Source organism: Micavibrio sp. TMED2 (assembly GCA_002168225.1).
Taxonomy (GTDB): domain Bacteria; phylum Pseudomonadota; class Alphaproteobacteria; order TMED2; family TMED2; genus TMED2.
This window is the reverse complement of sequence record NHBH01000001.1, coordinates 946,937-959,595: the sequence shown is the minus strand read 5'-3', so window position 1 is coordinate 959,595 and position 12,659 is coordinate 946,937. Positions and strand designations below refer to the sequence as shown.

The window sequence follows — 12,659 nt, the reverse complement described above, 5'->3', positions numbered from 1 at the left end:
GCTACGAATAACACCGGGTCGTTGAAAACAGCGCCGGTGAGGAAATCCAAACCGGCGCCGGTATTCTTACCAACGGTAGTGTGCGAATGCCTTGTTGGCTTCTGCCATGCGGTGGGTATCTTCCCGCTTCTTGATGGCAGAACCACGCTGGTTCATGGCATCCATGAATTCGCCAGCAAGGCGGTCGATCATGGTTTTCTCAGAACGGCCACGGGCAGCGCCGATGATCCAGCGGATCGCAAGCGCCTGAGCGCGCTCGGAGCGGACTTCAACCGGCACCTGATAGGTCGCACCACCAACACGGCGGGAGCGCACTTCCAGATATGGCTTAACATTGTCGAGAGCCTCATGGAATGAAGCAATCGGATCAGCCTTGGTGCGGCCTTCGACGAGGTCGAGAGCACCATAGACGATACGCTCGGCTGCAGACTTCTTACCGTCATACATCAGAACGTTCATGAATTTGGTCAGAACCTGATCGCCAAATTTGGCGTCTGGCAGTACTTCGCGTTTTTCCGCGCGGCGACGACGTGACATCCTCTAATTCCCTTATTTCGGACGCTTGGCGCCATATTTCGAACGGCGCTGACGGCGGTCTTTAACACCCTGCGTATCGAGGGTACCGCGAATGATGTGATAGCGAACACCAGGCAAATCCTTCACACGACCACCGCGGATCATGACCACGGAGTGCTCCTGAAGGTTGTGGCCCTCACCTGGAATATAGGCGGTAACCTCAAACTGGTTGGTCAGGCGGATACGAGCCACTTTACGAAGCGCTGAGTTAGGCTTCTTTGGAGTGGTGGTATAAACCCGGGTGCACACGCCACGCTTCTGGGGGCAGGCTTCCATAGCCGGCACCTTGTTGATGGCTCGTTTGTCGGTCCGCCCTTTGCGGATCAGCTGGTTAATCGTCGGCATCGCCGCACGCTCGCTCCTAAATTGTCTTACCCTGCGACCTTCCCGTCATTGGGACACCCCAAGAGCGCATTGATCGCGTCCGGGAAAAAGCCATACCGGCAAGAAACTGGCAAACAAAATAAAGACCCGTCGAAGTGCATTTCCGCAATCGGCATAACCAATTTCGAAACGAGGCGATCAACGGATCTTGTCGATTTTTCGCTGGTGCCCTGGCGGCTCGAACTCAATCAATCCATTTCCAAGGGCCAGCCCACTGTTTGGGAATAGCCACAACCGGGGTTGCGTTTAGTCACCTCAATCAAGGTGCCTACGACCAACCCCCAATCAGCGTGGCGCGGATACTATTCACGAGGCCCCACCCCGTCAAGCGTGCAAACGAAAGAATCTTCCATTCTCCCGGTTATTCCGCTCCCGACAGCATGATCGGACCGATTTTGACGGATTTTTCGACCGAATATGCATGCACCGGACCGCAGCTATGCGTATGTTTGGCAGGAACTATTCCTGTTTGGCGGCCTTGCCGGACAGCTTTATATGACTCTTGCCAGCTTATGCTTCAAAAATTTTCAACGATCGGGGAAACCCGCCAACGGTTCCGCTGGGAGATTCCAGAGCATTATAATATCGGCCATGACATCTGTGACCGATGGGCGGCAAGCGATCCCCAGCGCCTCGCCATCATTGATGTGGCCCCTGACGGCACCGCGACGGAGCACAGTTTCGCCGCCTTGCGTGCCGCCTCCAATCGGCTGGCCAATCTGATCATTGCCGAGGGTATTGCCGATAGCCGGATCGCGGTGCTGCTGCCGCAATCATTCGAGACGGCGGTTGCCCATATCGGCATCATCAAGACCGGCAATGTCTCCCTGCCCCTGTTCACCCTGTTCGGCCCGGAAGCCCTGCTGCACCGTCTGCGCGATTCCGGGGCGCAGGCAATCATCACCAATGCCGATGGCGCCCGCACCATTGCCGCCATGCGCGATGAGTTACCGACCCTGCGACTGGTGCTGTCGGTTGACGGGGACAGCGATGATGCCCGCTCATTCCACGATGCCTGTACCGAACAGAGCGATGAGTTCACGGTCAGGCAGACATTGGCCGATGATCCGGCAATCCTGATCTATACCTCCGGCACCACGGGCAATCCCAAGGGCGCGCTCCATGCCCAACGGGTGCTGCTCGGCCATCTGCCGGGCGTTGAGATGAGCCATGATTTCTTCCCGCAGCCGGGCGACCGTATCTGGACCCCGGCTGACTGGGCATGGATCGGCGGGCTGCTCGATGTGATGATGCCAGCACTGCATCACGGGGTGCCCGTGGTCGCACACCGGTTCCGGAAATTCACCGCCGAGGCAGCCTTCGACCTGATCCGCACCCATGGCATCCGCAATGCCTTCCTGCCCCCCACCGCCCTGAAGCTGATGCGCCAGATGGCCGATGCCGAGGACGCCGGTATCAGGATGCGCTCGGTCGCCAGTGGCGGCGAGACCCTCGGCCCGGAGCTGATTACCTGGGGCCAGAAGGCACTCGGTGTCACGATCAATGAATTCTACGGCCAGACCGAGTGCAATATGATCGTCTCCTCCTGCGCCGCGCTTGAGCCCGCCGAGCCGGGCGTCATGGGTTTTGCTGTCCCCGGCCATGAGGTAGCAGTGATCGACCCGACCACCGGGCAGAGAATGGGCATAGAGGCAGAAGGCGAGATCGCCGTGCTTGCGCCCGATCCGGTGATGTTCCTCGAATATTTCAACAAGCCCGAAGCAACCGCTGACAAATTCGTTGAAGGACCGGAAGGGCGCTGGCTGAAAACCGGGGATCGCGGCGTGCACACCACATCCGGTCGCCTGCGCTTCATCGGTCGGGATGATGATGTGATCAGCTCATCCGGCTATCGCATCGGACCGTCAGAGATCGAGGATTGCCTGATCACCCATGCCGCCGTGCAGATGGCCGGGGTAGTGGGCAAACCGGACCCGGTACGTGGCGAGATTGTCACCGCCTTTATCGTGCTCAATGAGGGCTATGCCGCCAGTGACACGTTGGCCGACGAGATTGCCGCCCATGTGAAGGCGCATCTGGCGGCCTATGAATATCCTCGTGTTGTCAGGTTCCTCGATGCCATGCCTATGACCACGACCGGTAAGATCATCCGACGTGACCTCCGGCAGATGGCCACAAACGAGCAAACGCCATGACAATAACCGGCGGCTATCAGATCGCGACGATCACTGCCAATGGCCGCCCCGATCTGGAGCTGATCCGCGCCGGCTACCGGGAGATATATGAAGCGGCATTCCCGATCCGCGATGAACGGGAAAGTCTGGAAACCTTCTGCGAGGCGCTCACCGCCCCCAGCGACGAGGTCCGTTACATCATCAATATTCTGGGTTGGAATCTGAATGATCCGGAACAGCGCAAGCTCGGCTGCTTCGGTGTTGCCAATTACTATCCGAAACAGGATGTAGGCCTGCTCGCCTATGTCGCCACCCTGCCGGAATATCAGATACAGGGGCTGGCCAAGATCACGGTCAACCGGATGGCCGAGGACACCTATCATATGGCCCGGCAGTTCGGCGGCACCCTGCGCGGGTTGTTCGGCGAGGTGAACGACCCGGACAAGGTCTCCGCCGATGAGGACAGCTTCGATCCGCGCAAGCGTCTGGCGATGTATATCCGCTGGGGCTATCAGGTCGTGCCAATCGATTATGTCCAACCAGCCCTCGGGCCCGGCCAGCAGAAATTTGAGGGGCTGAAGCTGCTCAATATCCCGCACCCGGGCACCGGCGACTATGCCGGACCAAAGGCGATTGCCGCATTTATCGACGGCATCTACCGCGAGCTCGGCACCGACCCGGATACCAGCCCGGACGTTGCCCGGATGTATGCCCAGCTCTCTGAACTGGCCTGATACCCCTTCGGTAAGGCAAGAAACAAAAAGGGCCGCAGCGATTGGCTGCGGCCCTTTTTCTGTTCAGTCATGCCAGCGTGCAATTACGCGACGCTTTGCTCGCCATCGGTTGCCTCGGGCAGAGCCGGGGTTTCCGGTTGTGGCTGCTTGGCCATGATTTCCTTGTCGCGACCGGCGGCAATCCGTTTGATGTGATTGACCACGGAACCGGTACCGGCAGGGATCAGGCGACCAACGATGACGTTCTCTTTCAGACCTTCGAGGCTGTCGATCTTGCCGTTGACGGCAGCATCGGTCAGCACCCGTGTCGTTTCCTGGAACGACGCGGCAGAGATGAAGGAACGGGTCTGCAGGCTCGCCTTGGTGATGCCCTGAAGGACAGGAACACCCTGGGCGACGATGCCGCTTTCCTTGGCGGTTTTTTCATTTTCCGCCTGGAATTCGTAGCGATCGACCTGTTCACCGGTCAGGAACGTGGTTTCGCCAGGTTCGGTGATCTCAACCTTCTGCAGCATCTGGTGAACGATCACCTCGATATGCTTGTCGTTGATCTTCACACCCTGCAGGCGATAGACGTCCTGAATCTCGTTGATGAGATAGTCAGCGAGAGCCTCGACACCGGATACCGCGAGGATATCGTGTGGCACCGGGGTACCGTCGAGCAGTGCATCAGCCTTGGACACGAAGTCGCCTTCGCGCACAGCCAGGTGCTTGCCTTTCGGGATCAGGTATTCCCGCGCTTCCGTCTCATCACCTTCCGGCGTCACAACAATACGGCGCTTGTTCTTGTAGTCCTTACCGAAGGAGACGCGACCATCGATTTCACTGATGATGGCGAAGTCTTTCGGCTTACGGGCCTCGAACAATTCCGCAACACGTGGCAGACCACCGGTAATATCCCGGGTTTTGGAGCTTTCCAACGGGATACGGGCCAGAACGTCACCGGCACGGACCTCTGCACCGCTGGCAATCGACAGAATGGCGTCGACTGACAGGTAGTACATGGCGTCAGAACCATTGGCGAGCTTAACCACTTCACCCTTGTCATCAACCAGCGCAATGCGCGGCTTCAGATCGGAGCCCTTGGGCTGCTGACGCCAGTCGGTCACGACTTTCGACGCAATACCGGTGGCCTCATCGGTGACTTCACGGATCGAGATACCGTCAACCAGATCAAGATATTTGACCGTACCGGCTTTCTCGGTGATCACGGGGATCGTGTAGGGGTCCCACTCGGCGAGTTTCTGACCCTTCTCGATCGCACCGCCCTCATCGAGCAGCAGTTTGGCACCGTAAGGAACCCGGTGACGGGCACGCTCACGACCGGCAGTGTCGAGCAGAACCAGCTCGGTGTTACGGCCCATCACGATCGGCAGATCGCGGCTGTCCATAACCACATTCCGGTTTTCGATCTTGATGGTACCGTCAACGGCACTCTCGACCGAGTTCTGCTCCGCACCACGCTGTGCCGCACCACCGATGTGGAAGGTACGCATGGTCAGCTGGGTACCGGGCTCACCGATTGACTGGGCCGCGATAACACCAACCGCTTCACCCATATTGACCAGGGTACCGCGGGCAAGGTCACGTCCGTAACACTTGGCACAGATACCGGTTTTGGTCTTACAGGTCAGAACCGAACGGATCAGGACACTGTCCACACCGGCCTGTTCAATACGGTCAGCGGTCGGCTCGTCGATCAGTTCACCGGCTTCAACGATCACCTCATCGGACAGCGGATCAACCACATTGGCTGCCACGGTCCGGCCGAGGATACGCTCCGCCAGATTAACGATCACATCGCCGCCATCGATGATGGCTTTGGTGGTGAGGCCTTCTTCAGTACCGCAATCATGTTCGACGATGATCGCGTCCTGGGCCACATCAACCAGACGACGGGTCAGGTAACCGGAGTTCGCTGTCTTCAACGCCGTATCGGCGAGACCCTTACGGGCACCGTGGGTGGAGTTGAAGTACTCGAGAACCGTCAGACCCTCTTTAAAGTTCGAGGTAATCGGGGTCTCGATGATCTCACCGGACGGTTTCGCCATCAGACCGCGCATACCGGCCAGCTGACGGATCTGTGCTGGTGACCCACGAGCCCCGGAATGGGCCATCATGTAGACGGAGTTGATGCCTTCTTCCGGACGACCGGAGGACATCACCTTCATCATCTCTTCCGCCACCTTATCGGTGCAGGCGGACCAGATATCGACAACCTTGTTGTACTTCTCGCCGCGGGTGATCAGACCATCCTGATACTGCTGCTCGAATTCCTTGACCTGATCCTGAGCCGCTTCCAGCAGACCTTCCTTGGTTGCAGGAATGACCATATCGTCCTTACCGAAGGAGATACCGGCACGGCAGGCGTAATAGAAGCCGAGAGACATCATGCGGTCACAGAAGATAACGGATTCTTTCTGACCACAGTGACGATAGACAGCGTCAATGACGTTGGTGATCTCTTTCTTGGTCAGCAGACGGTTGACCAGAGAGAACGGCACCTTGAAGTGACGTGGCAGCAGATCGGCAAGGATCATCCGACCAGGGGTGGTAACCACCTTCTGCAGGACTTCGTTGCCGTCTTCGTCACGGGTACGATAGCGGGTCTTGATCCGGGCATTGATCGAGATATCGCCGGCATGCAGGGCATGCTCGATCTCTCCGATACCGCGGAAGTAAGGCACCGCATAGGCGTCGATGTGCTTCTTGGCCAGTTCGGTTTCAGGGTCTTCGACCTTGTCCTGAATGACCCGTGGCTGATCACCGGAGGTATCGACCATCATCACGTCGCCGTTTTTGTAAGCGGCGGCGAGGCTGGCGATATCGTCAACGCCCTCGATCTTGTCACCGAGAATGTCGTCGCGTTCCCAGGTCACATAGTAGAGGCCCAGAACGATATCCTGTGATGGCACGATAATCGGCTTGCCGCTTGCAGGCGACAGGACGTTGTTCGTGGACATCATGAGGACCCGTGCCTCAAGCTGTGCTTCCAGTGACAGCGGTACGTGGACCGCCATCTGGTCACCGTCGAAGTCGGCGTTGAACGCGGTACAGACCAGCGGATGCAGGCGGATCGCCTTACCCTCAACGAGGGTCGGCTCGAATGCCTGAATGCCGAGGCGGTGCAGCGTCGGCGCGCGGTTCAGCATGACCGGATGCTCGCGGATAACCTCTTCGAGGATATCCCAGACTTCCGGACGGGTTTTCTCAACCATCCGCTTGGCCGCCTTGATGGTCGAGGCCATGCCGTACATTTCCAGCTTGTGGTAAATGAACGGCTTGAACAGCTCGAGCGCCATCTTCTTCGGCAGACCGCACTGGTGCAGTTTCAGCTCGGGACCAACGACGATCACGGAACGACCGGAATAGTCAACGCGCTTACCGAGCAGGTTCTGACGGAAGCGGCCCTGCTTGCCCTTCAGCATGTCTGACAGGGATTTAAGCGGACGCTTGTTGGCACCGGTGATGGTCCGGCCACGACGACCGTTATCGAACAGCGCATCAACAGATTCCTGCAGCATACGCTTCTCGTTACGGACAATGATGTCAGGCGCACGCAGTTCGATCAGACGCTTCAGACGATTGTTCCGGTTGATAACCCGGCGATACAGATCGTTGAGGTCAGAGGTCGCGAAACGGCCACCATCGAGTGGAACCAGCGGGCGAAGCTCCGGTGGGATCACAGGAACGACCTCAAGGATCATCCACTCTGGACGGGCACCGGACTCGATGAAGGCATCAAGGAGTTTCAGACGCTTGACCAGTTTCTTGCGCTTGGCTTCGGAACCGGTTTCGCGCAGGTCTTCCTTGACGATCTCGCGCTCTTCCTCGAGGTCCATGCGCTCAAGGATTTTCTGGACCGCTTCGGCACCGATTGCGGCTTCGAAGTTTTCCTCGCCGTACTCGTCCTGTGCCTGAACCAGCTCTTCCTCGGACAGAAGCTGCATTGGCTGCAGATCGGTCAGGCCCGGCTCAACAACGACATAGCTCTCGAAATACAGCACGCGCTCGAGGTCTTTCAGCGTCATGTCAACGATCAGACCAATGCGGCTTGGCAGGGATTTCAGGAACCAGATATGGGCAACCGGAGCGGCCAGTTCGATATGGCCCATGCGGTCACGGCGCACCTTGGACAGGGTAACCTCGACACCGCATTTCTCACAGATAATGCCTTTGTACTTCATGCGCTTGTACTTGCCGCACAAGCATTCGTAATCCTTGATCGGGCCAAAGATACGCGCACAGAACAGACCATCCCGCTCAGGCTTGAAGGTCCGGTAGTTGATCGTCTCCGGCTTCTTGATTTCACCAAACGACCAAGAGCGGATCTGCTCCGGGCTGGCAATCGAGATGCGGATTTGATCGAAACTCGGCGGCGTATTCTGTTGTCCGAAAATCTGCGCCACGTCGCTCATATGAGATCTCCTAAAAAGGCTGCGATGCTTGGGGTCAACCCCGCCCATCGGATCAAAGCGTGCCATCAATCAAGACGGCGAATTCCAAAAAATAACGGTGCCGAAACCGGCGGGCGTCAAAGCGCCCGCTGGCTCAGGTCAACGTTCAGACCAAGTGATTTCAGTTCCTTCACGAGAACGTTGAAGGACTCTGGAATACCGGCCTCGAAATTGTCATCGCCACGGACGATGGATTCATAAACCTTGGTACGACCGGAAACGTCATCGGACTTGACCGTGAGCATTTCTTGCAGGGTATAGGCAGCACCGTAAGCCTGCAGTGCCCAGACCTCCATCTCACCGAAGCGCTGGCCACCGAACTGGGCCTTACCACCCAGCGGCTGCTGGGTAACGAGGCTGTATGGTCCGATTGACCGTGCGTGGATCTTGTCATCCACGAGGTGATGCAGCTTGAGGATATAGATATAGCCGACCGTAACCTTGCGGTGGAACTGTTCACCGGTCCGGCCATCGGTCAGGGTAACCTGACCTGAGCTTGAGAGACCGGCCATTTCCAGCATGGTGTTGATGTCTTCCTCACGGGCACCGTCAAAGACCGGTGTCGCCATCGGAATACCACCGCGCAGGTTGTTACCGAGTTCGAGCAGCTGTTTCTCGTCCATCGGCTCGATATCGGCCTTGTACTGGGCCTCGCCGTAGACTTCCTTCAGCGTGGTGCGCAGATCCTCGATCATCGGTGAGGTATCCTGCTGTGAACGCGCCAGAGCCTGTACCCGATCCACAGTCTTGCCGACCTGCTGGCCGAGGGACGCAGCCGCCCAGCCAAGGTGGGTTTCAAGGATCTGACCGATGTTCATCCGTGACGGCACGCCGAGCGGGTTCAGAACAACGTCAACATGGGTGCCGTCTTCAAGGTAAGGCATATCCTCGATCGGAACGATCTTGGAGATAACCCCCTTGTTACCGTGACGGCCGGCCATCTTGTCACCAGGCTGCAGCTTGCGCTTAACAGCGATGAAGACCTTGACCATTTTCATCACGCCCGGCAGCAGTTCGTCACCGCGCTGGAGCTTCTCGATCTTGTCCTCGAAACGCTTCAGCAGGGCTTCGATGGCGCTGTCGAAGGTAGCACCGATCGCTTCAACGGTGCCCATGACATCGTCGTCTTCGACGGTGATCTGGCGCCATTGACCCGGGGTGAACTGGTCGAGAACCTCAGCGGTGATTTCATCACCGGCCTTGAAGCCGTTCGGGCCGGAAACAGATTTCTGACCGATCAGAACCTCGCGCAGGCGACCATAGAAGTTACGCTCGAGAATACGGCGTTCGTCATCGCGGTCTTTTGCCAGACGTTCGATTTCAGCCTGCTCGATCGACAGGGCACGTTCGTCCTTGTCGACACCGCGACGGGAGAACACACGCACGTCAACAACGGTACCCTGACAGCCCGGAGGCGCCTTCAGGGAGGTGTCCTTAACGTCGGATGCCTTCTCACCGAAGATGGCGCGCAGCAGCTTCTCTTCCGGGGTCATCGGGCTTTCGCCTTTCGGCGTCACCTTACCGACCAGAATATCGCCCGGCTCGATCTCAGCACCGATATAGACGATACCGGCCTCGTCGAGGTTGCGCAGGGCTTCCTCACCGGTATTCGGGATATCGCGGGTGATGTCTTCCTGACCCAGCTTGGTGTCGCGGGCCATGACTTCAAATTCCTCGATATGGATCGAGGTGAAGACGTCATCGCGCACGATACGCTCGGAGATCAGGATCGAATCCTCGAAGTTGTAGCCCATCCAAGGCATGAACGCGCAGAGCACGTTACGGCCAAGCGCCAGTTCACCGAACTGGGTTGATGGACCGTCAGCGATGATCTCGCCAGCCTGAACCATGTCACCGGTTTTCACCAGCGGACGCTGGGTAATACAGGTGTTCTGGTTGGAGCGCTGGAACTTGCGCAGCTTGTAGATGTCAACCACAGGTGCGGTCGGATCGGTTTCTTCGGTCGCACGAACAACGACACGATTACCATCGACCTGGTCAACCACACCGGTACGGCGGGCAACCATGCTGGCGCCACTGTCGCGGGCCACGGTGGCTTCCATGCCGGTACCGACCAGCGGTGCATCCGCCTGCAGCAGTGGCACAGCCTGACGTTGCATGTTCGAGCCCATGAGCGCGCGGTTGGCGTCATCGTTCTCGAGGAACGGAATCAGGGCGGCAGCGACAGAAACAACCTGTTTCGGCGAAACGTCGATCATGTCGATCGCTTCCGGCATCACCGGAATACCGTCACCGGCTTTACGACAGTCAACCAGGTCCTCGACGAACTTGCCGTTCTTGTCGAGTTCGGAGTTGGCCTGCGCAATGGTGTAGCGGCCCTCTTCCATGGCGGAGAGATAGACCACCTCATCGGTCACCTTGCTGTCGACAACCTTACGGTACGGGCTTTCGATAAAGCCGTAGCGGTTGACGCGGGCATAGGTAGCGAGCGAGTTGATCAGACCGATGTTCGGGCCCTCAGGGGTCTCAATCGGGCAGATGCGGCCATAGTGGGTGGTGTGAACGTCACGAACCTCAAAGCCGGCACGCTCACGGGTCAAACCGCCCGGTCCAAGAGCCGAGAGACGACGCTTGTGGGTGATTTCCGACAGCGGGTTGGTCTGGTCCATGAACTGGCTGAGCTGTGATGAACCGAAGAACTCACGCACTGCAGCAGCAGCAGGCTTCGCATTGATCAGATCGTGCGGCATGACCGTGTCGATATCGACAGAGCTCATACGCTCACGGATTGCGCGCTCCATACGCAGCAGACCAACGCGATACTGGTTTTCCATCAGTTCACCGACGGAACGGACGCGACGGTTACCGAGGTGGTCAATATCGTCGATTTCGCCCTTGCCGTCCTTCAGGTCCACGAGGATTTTCAGGATGGCAATAATGTCCTGCTTGCGCAGCACGCGCAGCTGGTCGTCGGTTTGCTGGTCGAGACGTGAATTCATCTTCACGCGACCGACAGACGACAGGTCGTAACGCTCTTGATCGAAGAACAGGCCCTGGAACAGTGCTTCGGCACTCTCGAGGGTTGGCGGCTCGCCCGGACGCATGACGCGATAGATATCGATCAGCGCATCCTCACGGGTTGCGTTGCGGTCGACTTCCATGGTGTTGCGGATATAGGCACCGACATTGACCTGATCGATCTTGAGCAGGCTGACTTCATCAATGCCGCGCTCGTTGAGAGCCGCCAGCAGATCCTCGTCAACTTCCTCGCCGGCTTCGTTCATGACTTCACCGGTGGTCATATCGACCAGATCGGTTGCCAGATACATGCCTTCCAGATGCTCTTCCGGCACCAGAATGGTTTTGACGCCGGTTTCCTCAAGTTTCTTGATGGTGCGCGGGGTCAGCTTCTTGCCAGACTCGAGGATAACCTCGCCGCTGTCGCCATCGGTCAGATCGCCGGAGATTTTCAGCGCCTTGATGGAATCCAGATCGAAATCGGTCACCCAGCCGGACTTGGTGCGCTTGACCACCATGCTGCCATAGAAGCTGGAGAGGATTTCCTCACGGTTCATGCCGTTGATCATCATGCGATCAACTTCAGCATCGATGCCTTCGGCCTTCTTGGCCTCGATCTCTTTGCGGTAATCTTCGGTCTCGGCACTATCGAGCGCATAGAGCAGTGTGGTCACCGGCAGTTTCCGGCGACGGTCGATACGCACATAGACGAGGTCTTTCGGATCAAACTCGAAATCGAGCCATGAACCGCGGTAAGGAATGACGCGTGATGCGAACAGATATTTACCGGATGCGTGGGTCTTGCCCTTGTCGTGATCGAAGAACACGCCGGGAGAACGGTGCATCTGGCTGACGATAACCCGCTCGGTGCCGTTGACGACAAAGGTGCCGTTATCGGTCATCAGCGGCATGTCGCCCATATAGACGTCCTGTTCTTTAATATCGCGGATCGAGCGCAGACCGCTCTCCTCATCAACATCAAAGACGGACAGACGGAGGGTCACCTTCAGCGGGGCAGCATAAGTCAGGCCGCGCTGCTGACATTCCTCAACGTCATATTTCGGCTCTTCCAGTTCATAGAACACGAAGTCGAGTTCGGCGCGATCGGAGAAATCGCGGATTGGAAATACGGAGCGGAAAACCTCATCCAGACCAGAGGAGCGATCCTCATTGGGCTGCAGGAAGACATCATATGAGCTGCGTTGAACCTCAATCAGGTTCGGCATCTCGGTGACTTCGGTAATCCGACCAAAGTTCTTACGCACTCGTTTTTGCGCCGTGAACGGAGTCGCCATAGCTATTCTATCCTTAACCGCTTGCTTTAAATCTGTTGCCAGCCGATCCCTGTTTCCCAACACCAATGAAACAGCGATTCAGCCGCATTTGACCGTTTG

At 57.6% G+C, this 12,659-nt stretch carries 6 protein-coding genes; 2 read left to right on the top strand and 4 right to left on the bottom strand.

All coding sequences use genetic code 11. From position 1 onward, the window contains the following. Positions 1 to 66: 66 nt before the first annotated feature. Together CBB62_04515 and CBB62_04510 are read right to left on the bottom strand one after the other, a co-directional pair. On the bottom strand, positions 67 to 537 hold the full coding sequence (locus CBB62_04515; GenBank protein OUT41597.1) for a 30S ribosomal protein S7: 471 nt from the start codon (positions 535 to 537) through the stop codon (positions 67 to 69). Between the two features lie 12 nt (positions 538 to 549). After that, a complete protein-coding gene (locus CBB62_04510; GenBank protein OUT41596.1) occupies positions 550 to 921 on the bottom strand; it encodes a 30S ribosomal protein S12 in 372 nt (123 codons plus the stop codon). Positions 922 to 1,472: 551 nt separating this feature from the next. On the opposite strand from CBB62_04510, the gene CBB62_04505 reads away from it, so the two are divergent. Together CBB62_04505 and CBB62_04500 are read left to right on the top strand one after the other, a co-directional pair. Continuing rightward, on the top strand, positions 1,473 to 3,116 hold the full coding sequence (locus CBB62_04505) for an AMP-dependent synthetase (GenBank protein ID OUT41595.1): 1,644 nt from the start codon (positions 1,473 to 1,475) through the stop codon (positions 3,114 to 3,116). Beyond that, the gene (locus tag CBB62_04500; GenBank protein ID OUT41594.1) at positions 3,113 to 3,829 is read left to right on the top strand and encodes a hypothetical protein; all 717 of its coding nucleotides are present in this window, start codon (positions 3,113 to 3,115) and stop codon (positions 3,827 to 3,829) included. Before CBB62_04505 ends, CBB62_04500 begins: the two co-directional genes overlap by 4 nt. An 83-nt stretch (positions 3,830 to 3,912) precedes the next feature. On the opposite strand, the gene CBB62_04495 is transcribed toward CBB62_04500, so the two are convergent. Together CBB62_04495 and CBB62_04490 are read right to left on the bottom strand one after the other, a co-directional pair. Then, entirely contained in the window at positions 3,913 to 8,247 is a 4,335-nt protein-coding gene (locus tag CBB62_04495; protein OUT41593.1) for a DNA-directed RNA polymerase subunit beta', read from the bottom strand. Positions 8,248 to 8,363: 116 nt separating this feature from the next. Then, a complete protein-coding gene (locus CBB62_04490) occupies positions 8,364 to 12,560 on the bottom strand; it encodes a DNA-directed RNA polymerase subunit beta (protein OUT41592.1) in 4,197 nt (1,398 codons plus the stop codon). Between the last annotated feature and the right edge of the window lie 99 nt (positions 12,561 to 12,659).